Below are 25,910 nucleotides of genomic sequence, written 5' to 3'. Positions count from 1 at the left end.
CCGGGAGGTTTCATCATGCGGCGGTTATTCCTCGGCCTCGCGGCCGCGGTCGCGATCACGGGCGTGGCGCAGGCGCAGTGCGACACCCGCTTCGCCCTTGTGAACAATTCGGGTGTGACGATCCGCGAATTCTACTTCGGCTCCAGCGCGCAGCCGAACTGGGGGGCGGACCAGCTGGGCCAGAACGTGTTGCCCCATGGCGCGACCATGAACTTCTCGACCCGCCACGCGGGCCTCAATGACTTCCGTGTGGTGTGGGCGAATGGCGAGCATGCCCAGCTCATGCAGGTGAACATCTGCTCCACGAGCGCCATCGTCGCCACCCCGCGCGGCATCGAGGCGCGGTAGGGCGGTCCCCCCCCCGGCGGCGCGCGCCGGGGGGGCTCCGCCGGGCGTCACCCCGCCGCGCGGATCACCGGCGTCCAGCGCGCCTGCTCGGCGGCCACCCAGCCCGCGAGCTGCGGCTGGGCCACGCTCTCGGCGCGCACGAAGGCGGCCGCGTTCATGCGGTTCACGATATCGGCCTCGTCCAGGATGGTGTTGATCGCGGCGTGCAGCCGCTCCGCAATGGCGGGCGAGACGCCGCTGGGCGCGCAGAGCATGAACCAGTTCAGGCTGACCACGTTGGGGAAGCCCGCCTCCGCCGCGGTCGGCACCTCGGGCAGGGTGGCCGCCCGCGTGGCGGAGGAGACGGCCAGCCCGCGCAGCGTGCCGCCCCGCACCGCCGCCACATTGGCCGCCGCCGTGTCCCACAGCGAGATGGTCGTGTTGCCCAGCACGGCCGCCTGCGCCTCGGGCGCGCCGCGGAAGGGCACATGGACCATGCGCGCATCCGCCTGCATGCCGAAGAGCGTCCCCGTCAGGTGCCCCATGGAGCCGATGCCGGAGGAGCCGAAGTTCATCGCCTCCGGCGCGCGGCGGGCGGCCGCGGCGTATTGGGCGAGGTTGGTGATGGGGCTGTCGGCCTTGACCGCGCACAGGATGGGCGCGCCCGCCATGAGCGAGATGTAGGTGAAGCTGCGCGCGCTGTCATAGGCGAAGGCGCCGCCCGTCTGCATCTGCGGCAGCAGCACCAGGGGGCCGGGCGTGGTGACCAGCAGCGAATAGCCGTCCGGCGCCTGGTTGGCCGCGAAGCCCACGCCGACCGCGCCGCCGCCGCCCGCGCGGTTGTCCACCGTGAAGGGCTGGTTGAACATCTGCTCCAGGCGCTGGGCCACGGGCCGCACCATGATGTCGGAGGCACCGCCCGCCGTGAACGGGATGGTGATGCGGACGGGCCGCGTGGGCCAGGCCGGCTGGGCGGCGACGAGGGCGGGGGCGGCCAGCAGCGGGGCTGCGGCCAGCAGGGTGCGACGGTTCATCATGGGCCCCGCCTAGCAAAAAGCGTGCAAGCGGCGCGGGACGAGACGATGCGCGGATTTCGCGCCGCCGCCCGCGCATGGCCCGCCCAGCGCGGCGGCAGGCTGCGCGCCGGCTGGGCAGTTCAGGCGGCGGGCATGATGGGGCTGAGCCTGCCCCCCATCCGCAGCGGCTCCACCCGCCGCGCGAGGCCCGTGGCGTCCTGGGTCTCCACGAAGAGGCCGCACAGCGTGGCCTCGCCCTCGGCGGGTGCCAGGCGCTCGCCGGGCATCTTGCGCCAGAAGCGCAGCGAGGCGCCGCCCTTCCCCATGCCGATCACGCTGTCATAGTCGCCGCACATGCCGGCATCGGTCTGGTAGGCGGTGCCGCCGGGCAGGATCTGGTGGTCGGCGGTCGGCACATGGGTGTGGGTGCCGATGACGAGGCTCGCCAGCCCGTCGAAGGAATGGCCGAAGGCCTGCTTCTCGCTCGTCGCCTCGGCGTGCACGTCAATGATGGCGGCCTGGATGGTCTGGCCGAGCTTGTGCTTGGCCAGCTCCGCCTGGACCGCGCGGAAGGGGTCGTCCAGCGGGTCCATGAAGAGGCGGCCCATCACGTTCACCACCAAAGCGCGGCGGTTGCCCGGCACCTCCACCACCACCGCGCCCTGGCCCGGCGTGCCGGGGGGGAAGTTGAGGGGGCGGATGACGCGGCGCTCCTCCTCCAGGTAGGGGATGATCTCGCGCCGGTCCCAGGCATGGTTGCCGAGCGTGATGACGTCCGCGCCGGCGGCCAGGAAGGCGCGCGCCATATCGGGGGCGAGGCCGAAGCCGTGGCTGGCGTTCTCGCCATTCACCACCACGAGGTCCAGCGCCAGCCTGGCGCGTAGTCCTGGCAACTCGCGCACCAGCGCGTCCCGCCCCGAACGGCCCACCACATCGCCGAGGAAGAGCAGCCTCATGCGCGGAGGCCGGTGGCGGGGGCGGGTCTGGAAGCGGGCATGCGGTGTTCTGGCCGCCGCCCGCGGGCCGCGCAAGAGCGCGCCGTCATCGCAGGAAAATGGCCACTGCCACCAGCGCCGCGCCGGCCAGGATGGCGCCCGCGATCCAGCGCCCTGCCGCGCGGATGGCGTCGGTGGGCGGGGCGGCCTCGGCGGGCTCGGCCTCCAGGCGGCGCAGCAGGGCGCGCAGCAGGCGCGGCGCGTCCTCGCCGACCCGCCCCAGCTCCCAGGCCAGGGATTGCAGGATGGGAAGCCAGCGCTCCGGCGAGAGGCGCGCGCGGGCGATGCGCAGCGTGGCGCGACGCATGGCGTCCGACAGGTCGAAGCCCGGCGCGATGCGCGTCACCACGCCATCCAGCGTCACCATCGCCTTGAAGGCCAGCAACAGGTCGGGCGGGAGGGTGACGCCCTCCTCGCGCAGCAGGGGGAGAAAATCGGCCACCATGTCGCTCAGCACCACGCGCCCGCCGCCATGGCGTGCCACCAGCCGGTCCGCGACCGCGCGCAGCCGGGCGCGCGGCACCTCCCCGCCCTCCGACCAGGCGGCGAGCACATCGGCCAGCAGCGCGGGGTCGCCCGCCGCGAGGGATTGCACGAAGCCGATGAACTCCTCCCGTCGCTTGGGCGAGACATGGCCGATCATGCCCATGTCCAGCAGCGCGATGCGGTTGCCGGGCAGGCAGAGCATGTTTCCCGGGTGCGGGTCGCCGTGGAAGCGGCCATGGATCAGCACCATGTCCAGCACGATGTCGGCGCCCAGTGCCGCGATGGATTCAGGGTCAATGCCCGCGGCGCGCAGCGTGTCGCCATCGCGCGGCGGGATGCCGGCGATGTGGTCCATCACCAGCAGCGTCTCGGAGGTCCAGGCCCAGTGGATCTCGGGCAGCACCACGCGCGCATCGCCCGCGAAATCGGCGCGCAGGCGGTCGGCGTTGCGGCCTTCCTGCGTGAAATCGAGCTCGGCCAGGATCGCGTCGGCCAATTGGCGCGTCATGCCGACAGGGCCGAAGCGGCGGGCCTCGGCGCTGGTCGCTTCCAGGGCGGCGGCGAGCTGCGCCATCAGCCGCAGGTCGGATTCGATGCGCGGGCGGATACCGGGGCGGCGGATCTTGAGCACCACCTCGCGCCCGTCCTGCAGCCTGGCGCGATGCACCTGCGCCATGGAGGCGGCGGCAAGCGGCGTGGTGTCCACGCTCGCGAAGGCCTCCTCCGGCGGCTGGCCCAGCGCGGCCTCCACCGCGGGGCGCAATTCCTCGAAGGGCAAAGTGGGGGCGTGGCTGTGCAGCCGCTCCAGCTCATTCGTCCATTCGGGCGGCAGCAGGTCGCCGCGCATGGCGAGGATCTGGCCGAGCTTCACATAGGTGGGCCCCAGCGTCTCCAGCGCGAGGCGCGTGCGGACGGGCAGGCTGCGCGTCTCCCCCGGCGCCCCTTCGGAGGCAGCGCCGCGCTCGAGGCCGAGCCGCGCCAGCAGCACGCCCAGCCCGAAGCGCGAGGCGATGCCCACCACCTCCTGCAACCGCGCGCGGTCGCGCCGCGAGAGCAGCAGCGTGCCGATCATGGCGTGGTCACAGGTCGAGCCTGGGGCCGCCCTCGTCGCGTTCCAGCACGAAGGCGTAGGGGTGGGGCATGTCGCGCATGTCCATCAGGCCGAGCACCGTGTCCGCGTCCACGCGGGCGAAGTGGTCCATGACGGGGATCTGGTCGTAGATCATGGTCGCGGTCGGGCGGCCGCGATATTCCACCATCCGCAGCCGCGCCCGGGGTTCGCGCGTCCGCAGCAGCAGGCGCGAGGCCGCGACGACCCGCGACAGCCGCGCCGCCCGCGGCACCCAGCCCGCCAGCGACAATGGCAGCCGGCCGGGGTCCATGGCGAAGACCTCCGTGCGGTCCTGATTGTGCATGAGCAGCGGATGGACCTCCTCGGCGCTGGCGAAGAGCTTGCCATACCAGCCCGAGGCTTCCAGCAACCCGTCCATGGGATGGCCGGTGGTGATCTCGAAGCCCTTCCAGCGGCCCAGCATCTCCTCGACGGCGACGGGCGCCAGCGCGTCGAAGAGGGCGGGCAGCGCGGCGGGCGTGGCGTGGCGCTCGCGCAGAATCTCGGCGATGTCCGGCATGGGATGTCTCCTGGCTGCCCTCCATCAAGCCTGGTCTGGCGGGTGGGTTGCAGCCGGCGGTCACGCCCCGGTTCGCAGCAGCCCCGCCTCGGTGGCGATGGCCGGCAGGCGGATGTCGTGCGGGCCGGTGGGCAGCTGCGGCACCTCCTGGAAGGCATAGGCGACGCCGATGGCGGTGGCGCCGGGCAGCGCGGCCAGGGTGCGGTCGTAATAGCCGCCGCCATAGCCGAGCCTGGCGCCCGTGCGGTCGAAGGCCAGCAGGGGCACGGCCAGCCAGTCGGGCGTGAGGGTGGCGCCCTCCTCCGGGAATTGCGTGCCGAGCGGGCCGCGCGCCATGGCCGCGCCCGGCGCCCAGGCGCGGAACTGCAAGGGTTGGCCGCGCGGGGGCGTCACGGGCAGGGCGATGGCATGGCCGCGCGCGTGCAGCGCCTCCAGCAGCGGGCGGATGTCCGGCTCGCTGCCCATGGGCCAGAAGCCCGCGACCACGGCGCCGGGGGGAGGGGGGGCCTCGGCCAGGATATGGGCGGTGATGCGCGCGCCCAGCGCCGGGTCGGCGGCGGCGCGACGGGCCATGGCCTCGCGCCGCAGGGCGGCCTTGGCGGCCTCCATCACGGCGGCGCCGCTGGCGTGGTCAGGGGGCATCGGCGTGTGGTCCCGGCTGGGCATGCGGCCATGATCTAGCAGAGGCGCGGGTCACCTCCCACCCACCGCCTGAGGCGGGGGTTTTTGCGACCACCGCACCCTGGTCCAAGCTGCTCCCATCCAAGGGGAGCGGAACATGCCTGAACAATCCTTGCCGCCCGGACATGCGGTGGTGCTGGGCCTTGGCCTGATGGGCTGCGACATCGCGGCGATCTTCCTCGCCGGCGGCTGGCGCGTGACGGCGGTGGAACCGCGCGAGGCCGCCTGGCCCGCCGCGCGCGAGCGCATGGCGCGCGCCGTCGCGCAACTGGGCGGGGCAGCGGCCGAGGCGCAGATCGCGGCCGCGCCCGAGGCGGTGGATTACGGCGATGCCGCGGTGGTCATCGAGGCGGTGCCCGAGAACCTCGCCATCAAGCGCGACCTCTTCGCGCGGCTGGACCGGCTGGTGCCGCCTGGCGTGCCCGTGGCCACCAACGCCTCGGGGCTGCGCATCACCGACATCGCGGCCGGCTGCGCCACGCGGGCGCGCATGGCGAACCTGCACTTCTTCCTGCCCGCGCATCTCGTGCCGGGCGTGGAGGTGGTGCGCGGCGAACACACGGACCCCGCGGTGTGCGAACGCCTCGCCGCCATCATGGCCGCGCTGGGCCGCAAGCCCATCATGGTGGCGCGCGACGTGCCGGGCTTCCTCGCCAACCGCCTGCAGCACGCGATGATGCGCGAGGCCTTCGCCGCGATCGAGGAGGGCCTCGCCACGGCCGATGATGTGGACGCGGCGGTGCGCTACACCTTCGGCTTCCGCTACATCGCGGGCGGGCCGATCTTGCAGAAGGAGCTGGCGGGGCTGGAGACGCAACTCGCGGCGGCCAGTTCCATCTACCCCTCGCTCAACACCTCGCCCGAGCCTTCGCCCGGGCTGCGCCGCCTGGTGGAGGCGGGCCACTACGGCGCGAAGACCGGCCAGGGCTTCCGCGCATGGCCGCCCGAGCGTGTGGCGCGCGAGCAGGCGCGCTACGAAATGGCACTTCAGGCCGCACTCGACGTGCTGCGCGAGGCCGATGCGGATTGATGCAAGCACGGCGCGGCTTGGCCTTCACGGACAAGCGGGGATAGCATCCGGCCAACGACAACGAACCGGAGGAAACACGATGACAACCCGTCGCCAGCTCGGCGCCGCGGGCCTTGGCCTGCTCGCCGCCCCCGCCGCGCTCCGCGCCCAACCCGTCTGGCCCGGAGAGAAGCCCATCCAGGCCATCGTGCCCTATCCGCCCGGCGGTGGCGTGGACGTGATGATGCGCCTCGTCATGCCGGTGCTGGAGAAGCACCTGCCCGGCGCGCGCTTCGTGGTGCAGAACCGCGCGGGCGCGGGCGGGCAGATCGGCTTCGAGGCGAGCTTCAACGCCGCCCCGGACGGCTACACCATCGGCGCCGTCGCCGTGCCGGCCATCAACACCATCCCGCGCGAGCGCGCGGCGCGCTACCGGCCGATGGACTACACCTTCCTGGCCAATGTGGTGGACGACCCGAACACCATCTTCGTGCCGCCCAACTCGCCGTTCCGGACGCTGAGTGATCTGATCGAGGCCGCGCGCGCCCGCCCGGGGCGCATCAACTACGGCACGACGGGCGTGGGCTCGGACGACCACATCCTCATGCTGGCCTTGCAGGCCCAGGCGCGGCTGGAACCGCTGGAGCACGTGCCCTTCGCGGGTGCGGCGCCCCTGCTGGCCCAGGTGCTGGGCGGGCATATCGAGGTGGGTGTGGGCAATGTCGCCGAAATCCTGGGCCCCATGCGCGAGGGCCGGGTGCGGGCGCTTGGGCAGGCGGCGGCCGAACGCTGGTCCGCCGCGCCGGATCTGCCGACCTTCCGCGAGCAGGGCTTCGACCTGGTGGCGGGCTCGGCCCGTGGCATCATTGCACCGCCGGGCCTGCCCGAGGACATCCGCACGCGGCTGGAGCAGGGGCTGCGCGCGGCGCTGGCGGATCCGGACTTCCTGCGCGACGCGGCCCGCGCCTCGCTGCCGCTTCGCATCGCCATCGGCGCCGACTACCGCCAGCTGGTGCAGGAGGTGGACAACCGCGTGCAGGAGCTGTGGCAGATCAGGCCCTGGGGGCAGTGAGCGACCGGGGCATCTCGCCCCGCCACCCTACTGGACGATGACGCGGATGAAGTAGCTCTGCGTCTGTCCCATTTCGCTCTCGCTCGTCGGGGTCTGGGTGCGCAGCGCCTGCATCCGGTTGCCGCCCCGAGGGCTGAAATTGGCGCGCGCCGCCGCCGAGACGGTGGGCGTGCCATCTTCCCGTGCGCCCACGATCTGCACGAAGACCTCGCGCGCCGCCTCATCCTGCCGCGTGGCGGAGACGGTGAAGAGATGGGTGCGGAGCGCGTCCTCCGCGGGGCTGGCCCGGCCGGCCCGCTCTTCGGCATAGACCATGAAATTGTTGACCCGCATCCCGCCGCCGGAGAGGTCGAGGTGTTCGAGATCCGACGAGGCGACGCGCCGCCAGCCGCTGTCATAGAGCTGGGCGAAGGCAAGCGACGGTGCGAGCGCGAGGGCAAGGCCAAAGAGCATGGCGCGCATGGATGGTCTCTCCTCAGTCATGGTGAGGAAAGGATAGGCGTTGATAAATGACTGTCAAACCATGCGGGATCGAAATCAATCAAGAGTAAGTATATGCTGAAAAAATCACGGACATGTTGTGGTTCCGTTGCTGGTGTGGCCGTGGAGTAGGCTTTTGTTCTGTACGCCCCGACATTTCGGGATGGTGCGCACCATGCGGGCGTACAGGATCTAGCGGGCTTGGGCCTGGCCCCGACCGGTCCGCCTCGGCCGCGTGTCCGCCGCCTTCCTTGCAGATGGCCTCGCCTGCTCGCGGGGATGTCTCGTCCCAACGCTCCCCCTATCCGCGACCAATGATGGACCGGCATCGGCTTGCCTTCGGCAAGCCCGTCCATGGGCCGCGGCAAGCCTCAGCGACGATTGCTTCACGGTCCCCGGCCAGGTTGACCCATTGGCAAGCCATAATTAAGAATGACTCGCAATCGCATAAAGGGTTCCGCAGCCATGCATGAGACGACACGCGCAACGGGTGGCATGGCCGCCATCGCCAGCTTGAGCCTGGGCGCGGCCATGGTGGGCGGCTTCGCCCTGGCCCAGTCGCCATCGCCGGCCATGTCCATCCCCGAGGTCGCGATCGAGGCCGGCACGGCCAACGCCCCCCTGCGCGCCCCCACGGGCAATCCACGCCAGCCCGGCACGGTGCGCGACGTGCCGCAGACCATCACCGTCGTGCCGCAGCAGGTGCTGCGCGAGCAGAATGTCACCACGCTGGACCAGGCGCTGCGCAACGTGCCGGGCATCACCTCCACCATCGGCGAGGGCAATGGCGGCGTCAGCGGCGACCAGTTCCGCATCCGCGGCTTCTCGGCCCAGAACGACGTGCTGATGGATGGCCTGCGCGACTTCGGCTCCTACCAGCGCGACGCCTTCACCTATGAGGATGTGCAGGTGCTGAAGGGGGCAGGGGGGCTTGCCATCGGCACCAGCGCCATCGGTGGCGGCATCAATGTGAACAGCCGCATGCCCGGCCTCACCAACCGCGCCGCCTTCGCGGTGACGGGCGGCATGGGCCCCTATGGCCGCTTCACCGCCGACGTCAACCGCGCGATCAGCGACACCGCCGCCATGCGCCTCAACCTGATGGGCCAGCACAGCAGCCTGGTCGGGCGCGACGGGCAGGACACGCGGCGCTGGGGCATCGCGCCCTCCGTCGCCTTCGGCATCGGCACGCCCACCACCTTCTCGCTGGAATACCTGCACTATGAGGACCGGCGGATCGTGGACAGCGGCATGCCCATCGTCTTCTCCGGACCAGGGGCCATTGGGCGCCCGGCCTCGGAATTCGGCGTGCGGCGCGGCAACTGGTACGGCATCCTGAACGACCAGGACGACACGACGGTGGACCGGCTGACCGCCCGCTTCCAGCACCGCTTCGACAACGGCATCACCTTCAACAACGACACGCGGCTGATGCGGGTGGACCGCACCACGGCGCTGACGGCCGTGAGCTGCCCCGGTGGTGCGACGGCGGCCGCCTATGCCAGCAGCTGCTCGGGCCAGTTCTTCCGCGGGCTGAACCCGGTGCTGACCTATGGCGGCGGCAGCAACGCGCCCTTCCAGCAGATCAACCGCGCCATCCAGAACGTCACCAGCATGACGGCGCGCTTCAACACCGGCCCCTTCCGCCACGAACTGGTCGCCGGCGTGGACGTGGCGCATGAGGTGGTGGAGCGTCGCGCCTTCCCCTATGCGTCGGCGCGGCCCTCCGTGCGGCTGCTCAGCGCCTTCACGAACAACGACCTGATCCTGAACACGGGGCCCGCGAACAATCTGCGCGAGACGGTGTCCACCAATCTCGGCCTCTTCGTGAATGAGCGCCTGTGGCTGCTGCCCACGCTGTCGGTGTTCGGCGGTTTCCGCTGGACGCATTTCGACCTGGACTACCGTGCGGGGACGCCGGGGGCGGCGCCCGCCACCAACATCAACATCCGGGAAAACTACCTCGACCCGCGCGTGGGCGTGATCTTCGAGCCGACGCCGGCGCAGACCTACTACTACTCCTATTCGACCTCCACCACGCCGCCCGGCACCTTCTTCACGACCTTCCCCGCCGCCGTGAACAGCTTCAACGCGGGCTTCCAGCCGGAGCGCAACACCACGCACGAGATCGGCGCGCGGTTCGAGCTGTTGAACGGCCGGCTCGGCCTCAGTGCCGCGCTGTTCCAGTCGGAGAAGGGCAATGCGCTCGTGCAGGACGCGGCGGATCCGACCTCGCTGATCCAGACCGGCGATCGCCAGCGCGTGCGCGGGGTGGAGCTGGGCGTGGCCGGGCGCATCACGCCCGCCTGGGCCGTCCAGGCGGCCTACAGCTATATGGACAGCGAGACGACGCGCTCCACCACGCCCGCCAATGTCGGGCGGCGCGTGCAGTATGTGCCCACGCACGCGGCCTCGCTCTGGAGCACCTATGACATTGCGCCCGGCGAGCGGTGGAACATGACCCTGGGCGCCGGCGTCACCTGGCGCGACCAGGTCTTCCTCACGGCCGACAACACGGCCGAGGTGCCGGCCAATTTCACCTTCGACGCCATGGTGCAGCACCGCGTGCAGGAGAACCTGACGGTGCGCGTGAACGGCTACAACCTGACCGACCGCCGCAACTACGACGCGCTGTTCGGCAATCGTGCGACCGTCGCGGCGGGGCGCACCGTGCTGGTCACGGTGGCGGCGGAGTTCTGAGCGCGTGCTGGTCCTGATCCCCCAATTGCTGACGCAAGCGGAGGTCGCCTATTGCCGCGAAAGGCTGGAGGCCGCGCCGTGGATCGACGGCAAGGCCACGGCCGGGCAGCAATCCGCGAAGGCGAAGTTCAACCTGCAGGTCCCGCAGGATTCGCCCGAATGCCGGGAGCTGGGGGAGCTTGTGCTGCGCGCCCTTGGCCGCAGCGCGCTCTTCGCCACGGCGGCCCTGCCGCTGAAGGTCTTCCCGCCCCTGTTCAACCGCTATGACGAGGGCATGACCTTCCACGCGCATGTGGACAACGCCATCCGCCCGGTGCCCGGCACCGGGCAGCGCATCCGCACCGATGTCTCCTCCACCCTCTTCCTCTCGCCGCCCGACAGCTATGACGGGGGCGAGCTGGTGATCCACGACACCTATGGCCGGCACGAGGTGAAGCCGGAGGCGGGCGACCTGGTGGTCTATCCCGCCACCAGCCTGCACAGCGTGAACCCCGTGACCCGTGGCAGCCGCTGGGCGTCGTTCTTCTGGACGCAATCCATGGTGAAGGAGGATGCGACGCGCGCGCTGCTCTACGAGATGGACATGGGCATCATCGCCCTGCGGCGGGACCTGCCGGACGACCATCCGGGCGTGTTGGCGATGACCGCGGCCTATCACAACCTGCTGCGGCACTTCGTCGAGATGTGACGCGCATCACACCGCGGGGCGCGCCAGGCCCAGATGGTCGCGCAGCGTGCGCCCCGTGTAGTCATGTCGGAACAGCCCGCGTGATTGCAGGATGGGCACCACCTGGTCCACGAAATCGTCGAAGCCGCCGGGGAAATAGGGCGGCAGGATGTTGAAGCCGTCCGCGGCATCGGCCTCGAACCATTCCTGCAAGGTGTCGGCCACCTGGGCGGGCGTGCCGCACACCACCCAGTGGCCGCGCGCCGCGCCTGTGAGGTTGTGCAGGTCGCGCCAGGTCATCTTCTCGCGCCGGGCCTTGGAGAGCATGGCGCGGGCGAAGCCGTGCGAGGTGTCGGGCAGGGGCAGGTCCGGCACAAGGTCGTCCATGGCGAAGCCCGAGACATCCATGCCCAGGCGGTTGCGCAGCATGGTGGCCGCGTTGTCGCCGGTGACGAAGCTTTGCAGCGTGTTGAGCTTGTCGCGCGCCTCGGCTTCGGTGGCGCCCAGCACGGGCATGACGCCGGGCAGCAGCGCCACCTCCCGGCCGTCGCGGCCGAAATCTCCTATGCGGGATTTCAGCGCGGCCCAGGCGGCGCGCGCCTCGCCCAGATCCTGCACCACCGAGAACACCACATCGGCCGTGCGCGCCGCCAGTGACAGGCCGGGCGGCGAGGACCCCGCCTGGATGATGACAGGCCGCCCCTGCGGCGAGCGGCTGGCATTCAGCGGCCCCTTCACCTGGAAGAAGCGGCCCTTGTGGTCCAGCGTCCGCACCTTGGACGGGTCCACGTAGAGGCCCGTTTCGCGGTCCGCCACCACCGCGTCGTCATCCCAGCAATCCCAGAGGCCGCGCACCACGTCCACGAATTCCTCCGCCACCTCGTAGCGGGCGTCGTGGCGTGGGTGTTCCCGGCCGAAATTGGGGCCGGCGCCCGGTTCGCTGCTGGTGACGGCATTCCAGGCGGCGCGGCCGGAGGTGAGGTGGTCCAGCGAGGCGAATTGCCGCGCCAGGTTGTAGGGCTCGTTGTAGGTGGTGCTGGCGGTGCCGCCGAGGCCCACATGCGTCGTGGTGCCGGCCAGCGCGGCCAGCATGGTCAGCGGCTCGAACCGCACCAGGAAGGAGGGGTGGGCGCCCACCTGCGCCGAAAGCCCGTCGCCCACGAAGAGCAGGTCGAACTTCCCGCGCTCCGCCGTGCGGGCGATCTGCTGCACGACGTCGAGGCGCACGAAGCTGTCGGCGGCACCCGGATAGCGCCAGCCCGCGATGTGGTTGCCGGTGCCAAGGACGAAGACGCCCAGATGCATCTGCCGGTGTGTGCTGGACATGCTTTCCCCGCCTGCCTGACGATGTGCGGATCATGCCGCCGACGGGCCTGCGCGGCTGCCCCGGAGCATGGGCGCGACGTCGGGGCGCCGCACAGGAAATGCCCAAATGAAAGTCTGTTGGTGCGGGTTTCGCCTCGCGTGCAGGCAGATGTCCTGATGGTAAGCATATGCGCCGGGCGCGGGCCGTTGTGCGCGTTTCGGGCATCGCTTCAACTTCCCCCGGAAGATGAGGGACGCCCCATGATGCACCGTCTGCTCCGCTGCGCGCGCCTTGTGCTGCTTCTCGCCGCCGCACCCCTGATGGCCAGCGCGCAGACCGCGCCCCGCCCCCTCGTCTGGGGCGACACATTGCCCGCCACGCTCGACCCGCACGCCATCTTCGACGTGCCGAGCCAGTTCATCCTGCTGAACGTGTATGACGGGCTCTACCGCTACCAGGGCAACCCGCCGCGCCTGGAGCCCTGGCTCGCGGAATCGCACACCGTCTCCGCGGATGGCCTGACCTGGGAGTTCACGCTGCGCGCCGGCGCGAAATTCCACGACGGCAGCGAGATCACGGCCGAGGACGTGGTCTATTCCTTCCGCCGCCTGCTGGCGATGCGCCGCGCGCCCGCCGCCGCCTTCACCCCCGTGCTGACCGCCGAGGCGGTGACGGCGGTGAACCCCCGCACCGTGCGCTTCGTGTTGAGCCGTCCCTACGCGCCCTTCCTCTCCGCGCTGCCGCTCGTGGCGGTGGTGAATCCGCGCGTGCTGACGCCGCATGTGGCGGGGGATGACTGGGGCAGCGCCTGGCTTGCCGCCAACAGCGCGGGCTCCGGCGCCTATCGGGTGAACGCCGCGAACTACCAGCCGCGCGTCTCGCTGGACCTGGAGCGTTTCCCCGAGCATTTCAGCGGCTTCGCCGGCAACCCGCGCCCCATCGAGGCGGTGCGCGTGCGCCCCGTGCTCGAGACTTCCACCCGCGTGCTGGCCCTGCTGCGCGGCGAGATTGACGCCACCGACAGCTACCTGCCCGCCGACCAGGTGGAGCGCGTGGACCGCAACCCCACCACGCGCGTGGCGCGCGACGAGAGCATGCGCGTCTTCATCATCCGCATGAACAACCAGCGCCCGCCCTTCGACAACCACGACGTGCGGCTCTGCCTCGCCCATGCCTTCAACTACGAGGGTTTCAACAATGTGGTGCTGCGCGGCTTCGTGGCGCGCAACGCGGGGCCGAACCCCAACAACCTCTGGGGCAACCCCGAGAACCTGGCACCCTATGCCTTCGACCTGGCGCGCGCGCGCACCCATTGCGACCGCGCGCGGGCGGCGGGCGTGGACCTCTCCCGCCCCATCGAGATCCATGTCCAGAACGAGCTGCAGCAGACCACTCAGGCGGCGCAGCTCTTCCAGTCGGACCTGCGGCGCATCGGCATCAACCTGCGCATCGTGCCCAACACCTGGCCCAACATCACCAGCGCCACGGCGCGGGCCGAGACCACGCCGGACATGTGGATCCATTGGGTCTCCACCTACTTCGTGGACCCGGAGAACTGGATCGGCCAGATGTATGACAGCCAGTTCCACGGCACCTGGAAGGCCTCGTCCTGGTACACCAACCCGCGCGTGGACACGCTGCTGCGCGCCGCGCGCGAGAGCCTGAGCCAGGAGGAGCGCCAGCGCCTCTATGCCGAGGCGACGGCGCTGGTGGTGGCGGACAGTCCGGACATCTGGGTCTACAACACCGTGAACCTGCGCGGCCTCTCGCGCCGCGTCTCGGGCTACAGCTTCTCGCCCGTCGGCTCGGGTGGCGAGGTGCGGCTGATGTCGCTGGAGAATTGAGGGCAGGCGGGTGGCCCTCTACATCCTGCGGCGCATCGCGCTCTCGATCCCCGCGCTGCTGGGGTTGATCCTGCTCACCTTCGTGCTCTCGCGCGTGGTGCCCGGCGACCCGGCGGCGACGCTGGCGGGCGATTCCGCAACGCCCGCGCAGATCGCGCAAATCCGCGCCCAGTACGGGCTGGACCGGCCCATCCTGGAACAGGCCGTGATCCATGTGCGGCAGGTGCTGTCGGGCGATCTCGGCAATTCCATCTTCTCCGGCCGGCCGGTCGCGGAGGAAATCTGGCAGCGCCTGCCGGCGACGCTGGAACTGACCTTCGTGGCGCTCTTCCTCGCCACGCTGCTGGGCATCGGGCTCGGCCTCGTGGCGGCGCTCGATCACAATGGCCCGCTCGACCATCTGGTGCGACTGGTGTCGGTGGGCGGGCTGGCCATCGCCTCCTTCTGGCTCGCCATCATGCTGCAGCTGCAATTCTCGATGGAGTGGAACCTGCTGCCGCTGCGCGGGCGCCTCGACGTGGCGCTGGGCCAGGTGCCGCGGCTGACGGGCTTCATGCTGGTGGACACGCTGGCGATCGGGCGTTTCGACCTGTTCCTCGACGCGCTGCGCCATTTGGCGCTGCCGGCCTTCACGCTGGCGCTGCCGGGCCTCGCCACCATCGCGCGCTTCACCCGCAGCGGCGTGCTGGAGGTGTTGCAGAAGGACTATGTGCTCTACGCGCGCGCGGCGGGCTATGGGCGCTTTCGCCTCGCCGCCATCTATGTGTTGCGGAACGCAGTGACCGTCACCGTCACGCAGGTGGGGCTGCTGTTCGGCGCGCTGGTCTCGGGCGCGGTGGCGGTGGAGGCGGTGTTCGACTGGCCGGGCCTGGGCACCTATGCCGTGCAGGCCATCCTGTCCGCCGACTACAAGGCGCTGCTGGCCGTGACCCTCGTCATCGGCGTGGTCTATGCGGTGGTGAACGTGGCGGTGGATGTGGCGCAGGCCATCATAGACCCACGCGTGGCGGACCAGTGATGACCGCGCTGCGCCATTTGCTGCGCGACCCCGTGGCCGCGCTTGGACTTCTCATCGTGGTCTTCGCGCTGTTCGTGGCCATCTTCGCGCCCTGGATCGCGCCGCGGCCGGAGGATGCCTTCGAGAGCAACATCATGCTCCGCCTGCAGCCGCCCTCGGCGGAATTTCCCTTCGGGACGGATGACCTCGGGCGGGACATCTTCTCGCGCGTCATCCTGGGCACGCGCAGCGCATTGGTCGTCGCGGTGTCGGTGGTGCTGGCGGCCATCGTGATCGGCGTGCCCATCGGGCTCGCGGCGGGGTGGCGGGACGGCTGGCTGTCGGAGGTGCTGATGCGCGTCACCGACGTGTTCCTGGCCGTGCCGCAACTGATCCTGGCGCTGGCGCTGGGACAATTGCTGGCGCCCGGCCTGACCACGGCGATGGTCGCGCTGGCCCTGACCTACTGGCCCTTTTTCGCGCGCACCGTCTTCGCCGAGACGCGGCGGCTACGTGGTGCGCTGTTCGTGGACGCCTTGGCCGGCATCGGCGCGCACCCCATGCGCATCCTGCTGCTGCACGTGCTGCCCAACGCCGCGCCGGCGGTGCTGGTGCGCGCTACCATCGGCATGGGCTTCACCATCCTGACCGCGGCGCTGCTGGGCTTCCTGGGCGTCGGCGCCGCACCGCCCACACCCGATTGGGGCCTGGCCGTGGCCGAGGCCCGCCAGCACCTGCCCGACGCCTGGTGGTATGCGACCTTCCCAGGGCTCGCCATCATGTTGCTGGTGCTGGGCTTCAACCTGCTGGGCGACGGGCTGCGCGACGCGGCCGATCCTCGGCTGCGCCGGAGCCGGAAGTGATGGACGCCGCCCTGGTCATCGAGGACCTGGCCGTGCAGCTGCGCGGCCGGGGCGAGGTGGCGGACATCCTGGACGGCATCACCCTCACCGTCCCGCGCGGCAGCGTCACCGGCGTGGTGGGGGAGAGCGGTTGCGGCAAATCCACGCTGCTGCGCGCCATCCTGGGCATTCTGCCCGGCCGGGCCACCACGCCGCGCGGCCGCATCCTCTTCGAGGGGCGCGACATCCTGCCTGCGCGTGCGGCCAAGCCCCATGGGCGCATCGGCTTCGTCCCGCAGGACCCCTATCTCTCGCTCAACCCGGTCTTTCGCGCCGGCGACCAGATCCTGGAGATCATGCGCCGCCACGCCCCCGGAACCCGCGCCGAGCATCGCGCGAAGCTGGTGGAGCTGTTCCGCGCCGTGCAACTGCCGGACCCCGAGGCGGCGCTGCGCAAATACCCGCATCAATTCTCCGGCGGGCAGCGGCAGCGCCTGTTGATCGCGGCGGCGCTGTGCTGTGACCCGGCGCTGATCGTGGCGGATGAGCCGACCACCGCGCTCGACGTCACCACCCAGCGTGAAGTCCTGGGCCTGCTGCGCGAACTGGTGCGGGCGCGCGGCCTGTCCATGCTCTTTGTCACGCATGACTTCGGCGTGCTGGCCAGCCTGTGCGACGAGGTGAGCGTGCTCTACGCCGGGCGCGTGGCCGAAAGCGGGCCCACGCGCGCCGTGCTTGACACGCCCACCCACCCCTACACGCGCATGCTGCTGGCCTGCCATCCGGACCGCGCGGTGGAGCTGCTAGGCATCCCGGGTGCGGTGCCGCCCGCCACCGCGCAGCCCGCCGGCTGCCGCTTTCACCCGCGCTGCCCGGTGGCCCAGCCCGATTGCCGCCAGGACGTGCCGCCGCTGCTGCCCTGGTCCGGCGGGCGCGCCGTGGCCTGCCCACACGCCGCGCGCATGGAGGCGCACGCCCTTGCCTGAATTGCTGCGCGCCGAGGCGCTCACCACCGATCTCGGTCGTCGCGCCGGCTTCCTCCGCCCCGCCGTCTCGCTGCGCGCGGTGGACGGCGTGACGCTTTCCATCGCCGAGGGCGAGGCCTTCGGCGTGGTGGGCGAAAGCGGCTGCGGCAAGACGACGCTGGCGCGCACGCTGCTGGGCCTCCAGCGCGAGGCGGCGGGCGAAATCACGCTGGGCGGCCGGCGCGTCTCGGGCCTCGCACCCGCCGAGGCACGCCGCGTTCGCGCCGACATCCAGTATGTCCACCAGGACCCGGGCGCGGCGCTCGACCCCTGGTGGCGCGTGGGCGCCACGCTGGATGAGGGGCTGCGCATCCATGGCATAAGCAGCGCCGAAGAGCGCGCCGCGCGCATCGCGGAAATGCTCGCCGCGGTCGGCCTCGATGCGGATTTCGGGCAGCGCTACCCGCATGAGCTGTCGGGCGGGCAGCAGCGCCGCATCGGCCTCGCGCGCATCCTGCTGCTGCGGCCGAAGCTGGTCATCCTGGACGAACCCACGGCGGGGCTCGACCTCTCCGTGCAGGCCTCCGTGCTGCGGCTGCTGGCGGAGCTGCGCGCGCGCTTCGGCCTGACCTACCTCTTCATCTCGCACGACCTGACGGTGGTGCGCCGCGTCTGCGACCGCGTGGCGGTGATGTATCTCGGCCAGGTGGTGGAGGAGGGGCCGGCGGAAGCGCTCTTCGCCAACCCCGCGCATCCCTACACGCGCGCGCTTCTCGCGGCCGCGCCGCATCTCGATGGGCGCGCCGCCGGGCCTTCCCTGCCGGGCGAGCCGCCCTCGCTGCGCCGCATCCCCGCGGGCTGCCGCTTCCATCCGCGCTGCACCCGCGCCAGCGCCCTTTGCGCCGCGCAGGCGCCGCCCATGGAGGCCGCCGGCCCCGCGCACCAGGTTGCCTGCCACCATTGGCGGGAGGCGGCATGAGCTGCGACGCCGTCACGCTCGAGATCATCCGTGGCGCCGCGCGCGCCGCCCAGGCCGAGATGGAGGCGCTGCTCGAACGCACCGCCATGTCCGCCTTCATCCGCGAGAAGAAGGATTTTTACACCGCGCTGTTCGACGCCGAGGGCACCATGGTGGTGGGCAGCGATCTGCCCATCTTCGGCGATATCGTGGGCCCCATCGCGCGGAAATTCCCGCTGGAGACGATGCGGCCGGGGGACCTCTACTGGTACAATGACTGCTACGGCAGCCAGGGCGCCGTCTCCCACACCAATGACCAGGTGTTTCTCGCCCCCGCCTTCCTCGATGGCGTGCGCGTCGGCTTCGTCATGGGCTGGGCGCATTTCTCCGATGTGGGCGGGCTGCGCGCGGGCTCGCTCAGCCCTGATGCGACGGACCATTTCCAGGAGGGCATCATCATCCCGCCCGTGCGCCTCATGCGCGATGGCGAGACCAATGACGCGCTGCTGGAGGTGTTCTGGCGCAACGGCCGCTTCCCCACCCAGTCGCGCGGGGACACGCGCGCGCTGATGGCGGCCGTGCGCCTGGGCGAGCGCCGCCTGGAGGAGATCGCGCAACGCTTCGGCGCGGACACCCTGGCCGACGCCTTCGCGCAATTGCTGGCCCGCACCGAGGCCGTGGTGCGCGCGAAATTGCGCGAGGCCTTCCCGATCGGCACCACGCGCTTCACCGACGCCATTGACAGCGACGGGCAGGGCAACGGGCCCTTCCACCTGCGCCTCGCGCTGACGCGCATGGAAGATGACCGCTTCCTGCTGGACACCTCCGCCACCGATGACCAGGCGCCGGGCCCGGTGAACTTCCTCATGCATCCGGACGTGCCGGGCATGGCGCTTGGCCTCTATTTTCTGCAAGGCGAGCCGGGGCAGGTGCTCAACGCCGGGGCGCCGCGCGCGCTGGACGAGGTGCGGCGGCGCCAGGGCTCCCTGCTCGCGCCGCGCGCGCCCGCGCCGCTTGGTTTGCGCGGCATCACCATGATGCGGCTGCTGGCCGCGCTGCACGGGCTGGTGGCGGTGGCGCGCGGCGGCGAGGCGCCGGCCGCGCACTCCGCCTATGTCGTGCTGGCGCTGCGCGGAATGCACGAAGGCAAACCCTTCCTGATGAGCGATGGCGTGGGCGTGGGCTATGGCGCGCGCCCCTTCGCCGACGGCACGGACGCCGTCTACTTCGTCGCGCAGGAGAACTACCCCGCCGAGTTCATGGAGCACTCCTACCCCGTGCGCCTGCACCGCTACGCGCTGCACATGGATTCAGGCGGGGCGGGGCGGTTCCGCGGTGGCTGCGGCGTGGTGCGCGAGTATGAAATCCTGGCCGAGCAGGCGGTGCTGGCCATCCGCCTCGACACGGTGAAGAACCCGCCCTGGGGCGTAGCCGGCGGCATGAGCGGGGGCGCGGGCGCCGCCGTGGTCAATCCCGGCACGCCCGAGGAACGGCATCTGCCCAGCCTCTCCGACGGCACGGTGCTGCGGCGGGGCGACATCCTGCGGCTCAGCACTGGCGGCGGCGGGGGCTGGGGGCACCCGCATGACCGGCCGGCCGAGGCGGTGCTCGCCGATGTGCGCGGTGGCTTCGTCAGCGCCGAGGCCGCGCGGCGCGACTATGGCGTGGCCATCGCCGATGGCGCGCTGGATGAAGCGGCCACCGCACGCCTGCGCGCCCAGCGCCCGCCCGCAGGCGCCTTCCACCGCGGGACCTATGCCGATGCCCTCGACTGAACGCCCCTTGCTGGCCGCGGTGGACATCGGCGGCACCTTCACCGACATCACCTTGCAGGAGGCGACGACGGGGCGTGCCTGGACGGCCAAGACGCCCTCCACCCCGCGCGACCCGTCGGAGGCCTTCCTCACCGGGCTGCGCCTGGCGCTGGACCTGGCCGGGCGCGACCCTGGCGAGATCGGCCGCGTGCTGCACGGCACGACCGTCGCCACCAACATGATCCTGGAAGGGCGCACGGCGCGCACCGCCCTCGTGACCACTTCGGGCTTCCGGCATGTGCTGGAGATCGGCCGGGCGGATTTGCCGCGCCGGGACAATCTCTGGGCCTGGGTGAAGCCGCGACGGCCCGTTCCGCCCGAGCATGTCTTCGAGGTGGCGGGCCGCATCGCCGCCGATGGTGCCGAGCTCGCGCCGCTGGACGAGTCGGGCGTGGCGGCGGCGGCCCGGGCCATCGCGGCGATGGGGGCGGAGGCCGTGGCCATCTGCTTCCTGCACGCCTACGCCAACCCGGCGCATGAGCTGCGCGCCGCCGCCCTGCTGCGCGAGTTGCTGCCGGGGCTCGCCATCACCGCCTCCACCGAGGTGCTGCCGGTGCTGCGCGAATACGAACGCAGCATGGCCGCGGTGCTGAACGCCGCCGTCATGCCCGCCGTCTCGACCTATATCGCGCGGCTGCAGGCGCGGCTGGCCGAGGCCGGCATCGCGGCGCCGCTGCTGCTGATGAAGTCCAATGGCGGGGTGGCGGGGGCGGCCGCCATCCGCCGCAGCCCCGCCCAGACCGCCCTCTCTGGCCCCGCCGCCGGGGTGGTGGGCGCGCGCGCCATGGCGGCCGCGGAAGGGGTGACGGACCTCATCACCGTGGATATCGGCGGGACCAGCGCGGATATCTGCCTGATCGAGGGCGGGCGCATCGGGCTCACGCAATCGGGCCGCATCGGTCCCTGGCCGCTGCCGCTGCCCATGCTGGACATGGTGACGATCGGCGCGGGTGGTGGGTCATTGGCGCGCGCGGGAGCGGGCGGGCTCACCGTCGGCCCGGCTAGCGCGGGCGCGGAGCCGGGGCCCGCCTGCTACGGGCGCGGCGGCACGGAGCCGACCGTCACCGACGCGCATCTCTACCTGGGCCACCTGCCGCCGCGCCTGCTGGACGGGCGCATGGCCCTGGACCCGGCCCTGGCCGAGACGGCGCTCGCGCGGGTGGCGGGGCCGCTCGGCCTCTCATTGGAGGCGACGGCGCGCGGCATCCTGGCCATCGCCGACAACAACATGGTCGGCGCCATCCGCGTCGTGTCGGTCGAGCGGGGGCATGATCCGCGCGGCTTCGCGCTGGTGCCCTTCGGCGGCGCGGGGCCGCTGCACGGGGCGGCGCTGGCCGATCTGCTGGGCATGCGGACGGTCCTGGTCCCGCCCGCGCCCGGCGTGCTCTGCGCGCAGGGGCTGGTGGCCGCCGACCTGCGCGCCGAGTTCAGCCGCAGCCTGGCCCGCCCGCTGGACGCCGTGACGGAGGAGGCGCTGGAGACGGGCTTCGCCGCGCTGGAGGCCGAGGCCGCCCGATGGTTCGCCGAGGAGGCCGTGCCCCCCGAGGCGCAGTCGCGCAGCCGCGCGGTGCTGATGCGCTATGCCGAGCAAGGTTTTGAACTGCCCATCCCCTTCGCGCCGGTCGCGGCGCTGGGCCGGGACTTCGCCGCCGCCCACCAGGCCCTCTACGGCTTCGACCTGCCGGGCATCGCCATCGAGGTGGTGACGTTGCGGGTGACGGCGACCGGCAGGCTGCACGCGCTGCCGCCCCTGCCACCCTCCGGCGGCGATGTGGCGGCCGCGACGCTGGGCACCCAGCCCATGCGGCTGGCGGGGCGCGTGGCGGAGGCGCCGGTCATCGCGCGCACGGGGCTGGGCGTGGGGGCCTCCGTGGCCGGCCCCGCCATCATCGTGCAGCTCGATGCCACGACGCTGGTGCCGGAAGGGTGGCGGGCGGAGGTGGGCGCCTCGGGCGCGCTGTTGCTGCGGCGGTGAGGCGAAAGGAAGCTGGTTGGGGTGCTAGGATTCGAACCTAGGAATGGCGGTACCAAAAACCGCTGCCTTACCGCTTGGCTACACCCCAGCCGCGCTGGGAGCGTGTAGCGAGGCTTCGGCCCCGCCGTAAAGCCCCCCGCCGTGGCGCCACCAAAGGGCAGGAAGCTGCCCCTCCGCCGCCCGCGCCTCGGCGGCGGTGGCGAAGAGGGCGAAGCAGGTGGCGCCCGACCCGCTCATGCGCGCGAGCAGGGCGCCGGGCAGATCCGCGAGCGCGGCCAGCACCTCGCCCACCGCGGGGCAGAGGGCGCGGGCCGGTGCCTCCAGGTCATTGGTGAGATGCGCGAGGTCCGCGGCCATGGCGGCGGCGTCGGGCCAGGCGGCGGGCAGGCGGGCCTCGGCCGAGAAGCCCGGTGCGCGGGCGCGGAAGACGGCGGGGGTGGCCAGCGGCACGCCCGGGTTGACCAGCAGCAGGCCGCAGGGGGGCAGGCGCGGTCCGGGGGAGACGAGCTCCCCCACCCCCTGCATCCGTGCGGGGGTGGACGCCACGCAGACCGGCACATCCGCCCCCAGCGGCGCGGCCAGCGCCCGCAGCGCGGCGTCATCCAGCCCCGCGCCCCACATGCGGTTCAGCAGGCGCAGCGCGGCCGCCGCATCGGCCGAGCCGCCGCCGATTCCCGAGGCCACCGGCAGGTGCTTGCGCAACGTCAGCGCGGCGCGCGGCGCCACCCCGGCGGCGGCCGCCAGGGCGCGCGCGGCGCGCAGCACGAGGTTGTCGGGCTCCGCCGCCAGCGCCGCGCCGAAGGGGCCGTCCAGGGTCAGGCTAAGCGCCTCGGCGGGGGCCGCCGTCAGGATGTCGGCCGCCGGGCCGAACACCGCCAGGCTGTCCAGAAGATGGTAGCCATCCGCCCGCCGCCCGGTGACGTGCAGGAACAGGTTCACCTTGGCCGGCGCGGCCTCTTCCAGCGACATGGGCGCGTCAGCGGCTGGCGGCGCGGGGCAGGGGCGGCATGGCCAGCCCCTGGGCGAGCTTGGTCGTGATGCGCGCGGCCTCCACCGGGCCCGGCTCCATCGAGAGCGCCCGGCTCCATTGGAAGCGCGCCTCGTTCTGGCGCCCGGCCATCCAGTAGGCGTCGCCCAGGTGGTCGTTGATGGTGGCGTTGCGCGGTTCCAGCTCCACCGCGCGCTCCAGCCAGAGGATCGCGGCCGGGTAGTCGCCCATGCGGAACATCGCCCAGCCCAGGCTGTCCACGATGTTGCCGTCCTCGGGGCGCAGCGCCAGGGCGCGTTCCAGCATCTCCCGCGCACGGTCGAGGTTGATGCCCTTGTCGGCCCAGCTGAAGCCCAGATAGTTCAGCACGTAGGGCTGGTCGGGGGACAGGTCCACCGCGCGCAGCAGGTCCTGCTCGGCCCCCGGCCAATCGCCCGCGCGCTCCCGGGAGATGCCGCGCGCGTAGAAGATCTGCCAGTCCTGTTCCCGCACCTCGGGCAGCCGGGCCAGGGCGGCGTCATAGGCCCGCACCGCCTCTGCGAAGCGGCCGCGCCGGCGCAGGATGTCGCCCAGGTGCAGCAGGGGCTGGAGCTGGCCGGGATGGGCGGCCGCGAGGTCCGCCAGCAGGCGTTCGGCCTCCGGCAGGCGTTCCAGCCGGTCCAGCAGGAGGGCCCGGCGCAGCTGGGCGGGGCCATGCAGCGGGTCCTCGGCGGCGACGCGGTCCAGCACGGTCAGCGCGGCCTCGTGGCGCTCGGCCTCCGAGAGCGTGTCGGCCAGCAGCATCAGCGCCGGGCCGAAGCTCGGCCGCAGCCGCAGCGCCAGGCGCGCCAGCGTGCCCGAGAGTTCCTCCAGCCCATGCCCGCGCAGCGCGGCACCGAGCGCCACATAGGCCTCCGCCACGCCATCGGCGGGCGCTGCGATGGCACGGCTGCCCAGCACCCGGGCGCGCGCGGCGCCCTGGGCCGCCAGCGCCATGTCATCATACGACGCGGCCAGCCCGTCGAGCAGGCGTTGCGCCTCCGTCGTCCGGCCGGCGCGGTTGAGAATGCCCGCGGCCAGCAGGCTCATCCGCATGGTGGGGTCGGGCTGGTCCGCCATGGCGATGCGAAGGAAGCGCTCGGCGTCGCGCGGACGATTCGCGATATCGGCGATCAGCGCCGCGTGCAGCGCGTTCAGCGCGCGCAACCGCCCGCCATCGGCCAGCGGGCGCAGCAGCGCGAGCGCGGCATCGGTCTGGCCGCGCCCGGCCAGGGACCAGGCGGTGAGGACCGGTTGCAGGCTTTGCACCGCGCCGGGTCGGGGCAGGGCACGGACGCGGGCCTCGGCCCGATCCCAGCGCGCGCCCACGATGTCGGAGCCGAAGAGGACAAGCTGCGCGGCGAGGTTGTCCGGCAGGCGCCGCGCGAGGCGCAGCGCATCCGGCCGTCCATCCATCAGCGCCGCCTGGAAGGCGAGTTGCAGGACGTCGCGCTGCTCGGGCTCGGCCTGCAGCGTCAGCAGCAGCGCGTCGGCCGCGATGCCGTCATCCTGTTCCTCGGCGGCGAAGCGCCCCACGAGGAAACGGCCGAAGGGGCTGGCCCCCGGCGGCGGCGCCGTGCTGATGGCCGCGATGCGCGCGCTGCGGTCCACCGTGCCGCCCGAAAGCGCGCCGCAGCCCGCCAGGAGGCCGGCCGCCATAAGGCCCGTCGCGCGCCATGTGGCGGGTGGGAGGAGGCGCTTCAAAAGCGGGGCCGGGCGGCGGTGAGCCATGGCCGCAATGTAGCAGTGCAGCATGGATCCGCGCCATGGCAGCGCGCGCAAATTCACACCGAATTGCCACAGTGTTGCCGGCTTGCATCAAGCGCCGGCCGACCCTCAACCGGGGCGGGAAAGAGGGGCCGGCGAAGGGGACGGGAAGAGGCGCAGGCGCTGGCCATAGCCCTCGAACTGGTCGCGCACTGCCTCCATTTCGGCCGGCGTGAGCGACACGGGCGCGATGCCCGCCGCCAGCAGGTCGAGGTATTGGCCGCCCAGGTTTTCCACCTCGCGCGCCAGGGTGGTCGCGGCGCGGATGTCCTGGCCGATGGCCACCACGCCGTGATTGGCCAGCAGGCAGGCGCGGCGACCGGCCAGGGCCTCGATCGCGGCCTCGGCCAGTTCCGGCGTGCCGAAGGTGGCGTAGCGCGAACAGCGGATGTCATCGCCGCCGGCGAGCGCGATCATGTAGTGGAAGGGCGGGATGTCGCGTCGCGCGCAGGACAGCGCGGTGGCGCGCGGGCTGTGGGTGTGGACCACCGCCATGGCGTCGGGGCGCGCGGCGTAGATGGCCTGGTGCAGCCGCCATTCGGAGGAGGGCCGGCGCTGGCCGCCGATCACCGCCCCCGCAAGGTCGAGTTCCACGAGTTCGCCCTCGGTCAGCGCCTCGTAGGGCAGGCCCGAGGGCGTGATGATGAACCCCCGGGCCGTGCGGAGCGACAGGTTGCCGGACTTGCTGGGCATGAAGCCCAGCCGGTCCAGCGCCTGCGCGGCCTCGATGAGGTTCACTTGGCCTTCTCCCGCCGTTGACGCTCCTCCGCGATGGCGCGGGCATGCGCCACCGTGCTGCGCTGGAACCGCACGATCAGCGCCGCCCAGATGACGACCAGCAGCAGTGCCCAGAGGAAGCCGTGGTGGCGCAGCACGAGCGTCGCCGCCACGATCCAGCCCAGTGACAGCACCATGCCCTGGCGCAGCAGCGAGAGCAGCGGCATCAGCGGCGCCGGGCGTCGAGGCTCCACGGGCCCGGGCCCGCGAAGACCAGATAGAGGAAGATGAAGCAGTAGAGGATGGCCGCATCGCCCCCGTTCAGCGTGGGGAAGATGCTGCGCGGCGCATGGGCGATGAAATAGGCGAAGGCCATCAGCCCCGACATGACGAAGGCGGTGGGCCGCGTGAACAGGCCCAGGATCAGTAGCACGCCGCCCACGATCTCCAGCGCGCCCGCCACCCAGAGCAGCGAGAGGAATTCGGGCATGCCGCGCGCGGCTTCGGGGATGCCGATCAGTTTCTGCGTGCCATGCAGCAGGAAGATGAAGGCGGTGACGACACGCAGGACGCTCAGCACATGCGGCGCATAGCGGGTGAGGGTGTTGGTCATGTGAATTCCTTCCGGCGGGCCCGGCGGCGAATCACCGGGCAC

The 25,910-nt window shown here is 71.9% G+C and carries 24 protein-coding genes and 1 tRNA gene; 12 read left to right on the top strand and 13 right to left on the bottom strand.

The window, feature by feature from the left end; translation table 11 throughout:
* The first annotated feature begins 15 nt into the window (after positions 1-15).
* Positions 16-348, top strand: a complete 333-nt coding sequence (locus JTN19_RS17115) for a hypothetical protein (protein ID WP_206935134.1) — start codon at positions 16-18, stop codon at positions 346-348.
* A gap of 47 nt (positions 349-395) precedes the next feature.
* Here the strand turns inward: JTN19_RS17115 and JTN19_RS17110 are convergent, their stop codons facing one another.
* The 5 genes from JTN19_RS17110 to JTN19_RS17090 all read right to left on the bottom strand — a co-directional run bounded on the left by JTN19_RS17110 (position 396) and on the right by JTN19_RS17090 (position 5,121).
* Positions 396-1,364, bottom strand: coding sequence for a Bug family tripartite tricarboxylate transporter substrate binding protein (locus tag JTN19_RS17110; protein WP_206935131.1), 969 nt, complete (start codon positions 1,362-1,364; stop codon positions 396-398).
* 119 nt (positions 1,365-1,483) lie between these two features.
* Positions 1,484-2,299 carry a TIGR00282 family metallophosphoesterase gene (locus JTN19_RS17105; protein ID WP_206935128.1) on the bottom strand — a complete coding sequence of 272 codons (816 nt, stop codon included), beginning with the start codon at positions 2,297-2,299 and terminating at the stop codon, positions 1,484-1,486.
* 85 nt (positions 2,300-2,384) lie between these two features.
* Positions 2,385-3,896 carry an ABC1 kinase family protein gene (locus JTN19_RS17100; RefSeq protein ID WP_206935126.1) on the bottom strand — a complete coding sequence of 504 codons (1,512 nt, stop codon included), beginning with the start codon at positions 3,894-3,896 and terminating at the stop codon, positions 2,385-2,387.
* Between the two features lie 7 nt (positions 3,897-3,903).
* Positions 3,904-4,455, bottom strand: coding sequence for a DUF4334 domain-containing protein (locus JTN19_RS17095; protein ID WP_206935124.1), 552 nt, complete (start codon positions 4,453-4,455; stop codon positions 3,904-3,906).
* 60 nt (positions 4,456-4,515) lie between these two features.
* Positions 4,516-5,121 (bottom strand): 5-formyltetrahydrofolate cyclo-ligase, encoded by a 606-nt coding sequence (locus JTN19_RS17090; protein ID WP_242531236.1) that lies wholly within the window; start codon positions 5,119-5,121, stop codon positions 4,516-4,518.
* A 112-nt stretch (positions 5,122-5,233) separates the two neighbouring features.
* Between JTN19_RS17090 and JTN19_RS17085 the strand changes: the two genes are divergently transcribed.
* A complete protein-coding gene (locus JTN19_RS17085; RefSeq protein ID WP_206935122.1) occupies positions 5,234-6,166 on the top strand; it encodes a 3-hydroxyacyl-CoA dehydrogenase family protein in 933 nt (310 codons plus the stop codon).
* Between the two features lie 79 nt (positions 6,167-6,245).
* Entirely contained in the window at positions 6,246-7,217 is a 972-nt protein-coding gene (locus tag JTN19_RS17080; protein ID WP_206935120.1) for a tripartite tricarboxylate transporter substrate binding protein, read from the top strand.
* A gap of 27 nt (positions 7,218-7,244) precedes the next feature.
* Here JTN19_RS17080 and JTN19_RS17075 read toward each other — a convergent pair whose 3' ends face one another.
* Positions 7,245-7,679, bottom strand: coding sequence for a hypothetical protein (locus JTN19_RS17075; RefSeq protein ID WP_191085808.1), 435 nt, complete (start codon positions 7,677-7,679; stop codon positions 7,245-7,247).
* 483 nt (positions 7,680-8,162) lie between these two features.
* Between JTN19_RS17075 and JTN19_RS17070 the strand changes: the two genes are divergently transcribed.
* Together JTN19_RS17070 and JTN19_RS17065 are read left to right on the top strand one after the other, a co-directional pair.
* Positions 8,163-10,397 (top strand): TonB-dependent receptor, encoded by a 2,235-nt coding sequence (locus JTN19_RS17070; RefSeq protein ID WP_206935118.1) that lies wholly within the window; start codon positions 8,163-8,165, stop codon positions 10,395-10,397.
* A 4-nt stretch (positions 10,398-10,401) separates the two neighbouring features.
* The gene (locus JTN19_RS17065; protein ID WP_206935116.1) at positions 10,402-11,085 is read left to right on the top strand and encodes a Fe2+-dependent dioxygenase; all 684 of its coding nucleotides are present in this window, start codon (positions 10,402-10,404) and stop codon (positions 11,083-11,085) included.
* Between the two features lie 6 nt (positions 11,086-11,091).
* On the opposite strand, the gene JTN19_RS17060 is transcribed toward JTN19_RS17065, so the two are convergent.
* Positions 11,092-12,390: an LLM class flavin-dependent oxidoreductase gene (locus tag JTN19_RS17060; protein ID WP_206935114.1), complete on the bottom strand. Its 1,299-nt coding sequence runs from the start codon at positions 12,388-12,390 to the stop codon at positions 11,092-11,094.
* A gap of 240 nt (positions 12,391-12,630) precedes the next feature.
* Here JTN19_RS17060 and JTN19_RS17055 point away from each other — a divergent pair, with 240 nt between their 5' ends.
* From JTN19_RS17055 to JTN19_RS17015, 7 genes are read left to right on the top strand one after another with little or no spacing between them, the layout of a single operon-like run.
* On the top strand, positions 12,631-14,214 hold the full coding sequence (locus JTN19_RS17055; protein ID WP_206935111.1) for an ABC transporter substrate-binding protein: 1,584 nt from the start codon (positions 12,631-12,633) through the stop codon (positions 14,212-14,214).
* A 10-nt stretch (positions 14,215-14,224) separates the two neighbouring features.
* Positions 14,225-15,232 carry an ABC transporter permease subunit gene (locus JTN19_RS17050; protein ID WP_206935108.1) on the top strand — a complete coding sequence of 336 codons (1,008 nt, stop codon included), beginning with the start codon at positions 14,225-14,227 and terminating at the stop codon, positions 15,230-15,232.
* The gene (locus JTN19_RS17045) at positions 15,232-16,074 is read left to right on the top strand and encodes an ABC transporter permease (RefSeq protein WP_206935106.1); all 843 of its coding nucleotides are present in this window, start codon (positions 15,232-15,234) and stop codon (positions 16,072-16,074) included. Before JTN19_RS17050 ends, JTN19_RS17045 begins: the two co-directional genes overlap by 1 nt.
* The gene (locus JTN19_RS17040; RefSeq protein WP_206935104.1) at positions 16,074-17,039 is read left to right on the top strand and encodes an ABC transporter ATP-binding protein; all 966 of its coding nucleotides are present in this window, start codon (positions 16,074-16,076) and stop codon (positions 17,037-17,039) included. The genes JTN19_RS17045 and JTN19_RS17040 overlap by 1 nt, the downstream gene beginning before the upstream one ends.
* On the top strand, positions 17,032-17,997 hold the full coding sequence (locus JTN19_RS20255; protein WP_242531235.1) for an ABC transporter ATP-binding protein: 966 nt from the start codon (positions 17,032-17,034) through the stop codon (positions 17,995-17,997). The genes JTN19_RS17040 and JTN19_RS20255 overlap by 8 nt, the downstream gene beginning before the upstream one ends.
* Complete coding sequence (locus JTN19_RS17020; RefSeq protein ID WP_206935102.1) at positions 17,994-19,751, top strand: hydantoinase B/oxoprolinase family protein; 1,758 nt, start codon at positions 17,994-17,996, stop codon at positions 19,749-19,751. The genes JTN19_RS20255 and JTN19_RS17020 overlap by 4 nt, the downstream gene beginning before the upstream one ends.
* Positions 19,738-21,765 (top strand): hydantoinase/oxoprolinase family protein, encoded by a 2,028-nt coding sequence (locus tag JTN19_RS17015; RefSeq protein WP_206935100.1) that lies wholly within the window; start codon positions 19,738-19,740, stop codon positions 21,763-21,765. The genes JTN19_RS17020 and JTN19_RS17015 overlap by 14 nt, the downstream gene beginning before the upstream one ends.
* Positions 21,766-21,778: 13 nt before the next feature.
* Here the strand turns inward: JTN19_RS17015 and JTN19_RS17010 are convergent.
* From JTN19_RS17010 to JTN19_RS16990, 6 genes are all read right to left on the bottom strand, one after another.
* Positions 21,779-21,853: transfer RNA gene (locus tag JTN19_RS17010), tRNA-Gln, on the bottom strand.
* Complete coding sequence (locus JTN19_RS17005) at positions 21,844-22,734, bottom strand: 4-(cytidine 5'-diphospho)-2-C-methyl-D-erythritol kinase (RefSeq protein WP_206935098.1); 891 nt, start codon at positions 22,732-22,734, stop codon at positions 21,844-21,846. The genes JTN19_RS17010 and JTN19_RS17005 overlap by 10 nt, the downstream gene beginning before the upstream one ends.
* A 7-nt stretch (positions 22,735-22,741) precedes the next feature.
* Positions 22,742-24,430, bottom strand: coding sequence for a tetratricopeptide repeat protein (locus tag JTN19_RS17000; protein ID WP_242531234.1), 1,689 nt, complete (start codon positions 24,428-24,430; stop codon positions 22,742-22,744).
* A 177-nt stretch (positions 24,431-24,607) separates the two neighbouring features.
* On the bottom strand, positions 24,608-25,276 hold the full coding sequence (locus JTN19_RS16995; RefSeq protein ID WP_340643356.1) for a class II aldolase/adducin family protein: 669 nt from the start codon (positions 25,274-25,276) through the stop codon (positions 24,608-24,610).
* Complete coding sequence (locus JTN19_RS20250) at positions 25,273-25,482, bottom strand: hypothetical protein (protein WP_184384967.1); 210 nt, start codon at positions 25,480-25,482, stop codon at positions 25,273-25,275. The genes JTN19_RS16995 and JTN19_RS20250 overlap by 4 nt, the downstream gene beginning before the upstream one ends.
* Positions 25,482-25,868 (bottom strand): DoxX family protein, encoded by a 387-nt coding sequence (locus tag JTN19_RS16990; protein ID WP_206935091.1) that lies wholly within the window; start codon positions 25,866-25,868, stop codon positions 25,482-25,484. Before JTN19_RS16990 ends, JTN19_RS20250 begins: the two co-directional genes overlap by 1 nt.
* Positions 25,869-25,910 lie beyond the last annotated feature (42 nt).

Source organism: Roseococcus thiosulfatophilus (assembly GCF_017311575.1).
GTDB classification, from domain to species: Bacteria; Pseudomonadota; Alphaproteobacteria; order Acetobacterales; family Acetobacteraceae; genus Roseococcus; species Roseococcus thiosulfatophilus.
This window is presented reverse-complemented; position numbering and strand designations above follow the sequence as displayed.

Coding starts and splice junctions, on each gene's coding strand:
- JTN19_RS17115 (WP_206935134.1), top strand. CDS start 16: ATGCGGCGGTTATTCCTCGGCCTCGCGGCCGCGGTCGCGATCACGGGC.
- JTN19_RS17110 (WP_206935131.1), bottom strand. CDS start 1,364: ATGATGAACCGTCGCACCCTGCTGGCCGCAGCCCCGCTGCTGGCCGCC.
- JTN19_RS17105 (WP_206935128.1), bottom strand. CDS start 2,299: ATGAGGCTGCTCTTCCTCGGCGATGTGGTGGGCCGTTCGGGGCGGGAC.
- JTN19_RS17100 (WP_206935126.1), bottom strand. CDS start 3,896: ATGATCGGCACGCTGCTGCTCTCGCGGCGCGACCGCGCGCGGTTGCAG.
- JTN19_RS17095 (WP_206935124.1), bottom strand. CDS start 4,455: ATGCCGGACATCGCCGAGATTCTGCGCGAGCGCCACGCCACGCCCGCC.
- JTN19_RS17090 (WP_242531236.1), bottom strand. CDS start 5,121: ATGCCCAGCCGGGACCACACGCCGATGCCCCCTGACCACGCCAGCGGC.
- JTN19_RS17085 (WP_206935122.1), top strand. CDS start 5,234: ATGCCTGAACAATCCTTGCCGCCCGGACATGCGGTGGTGCTGGGCCTT.
- JTN19_RS17080 (WP_206935120.1), top strand. CDS start 6,246: ATGACAACCCGTCGCCAGCTCGGCGCCGCGGGCCTTGGCCTGCTCGCC.
- JTN19_RS17075 (WP_191085808.1), bottom strand. CDS start 7,679: ATGCGCGCCATGCTCTTTGGCCTTGCCCTCGCGCTCGCACCGTCGCTT.
- JTN19_RS17070 (WP_206935118.1), top strand. CDS start 8,163: ATGCATGAGACGACACGCGCAACGGGTGGCATGGCCGCCATCGCCAGC.
- JTN19_RS17060 (WP_206935114.1), bottom strand. CDS start 12,390: ATGTCCAGCACACACCGGCAGATGCATCTGGGCGTCTTCGTCCTTGGC.
- JTN19_RS17055 (WP_206935111.1), top strand. CDS start 12,631: ATGATGCACCGTCTGCTCCGCTGCGCGCGCCTTGTGCTGCTTCTCGCC.
- JTN19_RS17045 (WP_206935106.1), top strand. CDS start 15,232: ATGACCGCGCTGCGCCATTTGCTGCGCGACCCCGTGGCCGCGCTTGGA.
- JTN19_RS17040 (WP_206935104.1), top strand. CDS start 16,074: ATGGACGCCGCCCTGGTCATCGAGGACCTGGCCGTGCAGCTGCGCGGC.
- JTN19_RS17020 (WP_206935102.1), top strand. CDS start 17,994: ATGAGCTGCGACGCCGTCACGCTCGAGATCATCCGTGGCGCCGCGCGC.
- JTN19_RS17015 (WP_206935100.1), top strand. CDS start 19,738: ATGCCCTCGACTGAACGCCCCTTGCTGGCCGCGGTGGACATCGGCGGC.
- JTN19_RS17005 (WP_206935098.1), bottom strand. CDS start 22,734: ATGTCGCTGGAAGAGGCCGCGCCGGCCAAGGTGAACCTGTTCCTGCAC.
- JTN19_RS17000 (WP_242531234.1), bottom strand. CDS start 24,430: ATGGCGGCCGGCCTCCTGGCGGGCTGCGGCGCGCTTTCGGGCGGCACG.
- JTN19_RS20250 (WP_184384967.1), bottom strand. CDS start 25,482: ATGCCGCTGCTCTCGCTGCTGCGCCAGGGCATGGTGCTGTCACTGGGC.
- JTN19_RS16990 (WP_206935091.1), bottom strand. CDS start 25,868: ATGACCAACACCCTCACCCGCTATGCGCCGCATGTGCTGAGCGTCCTG.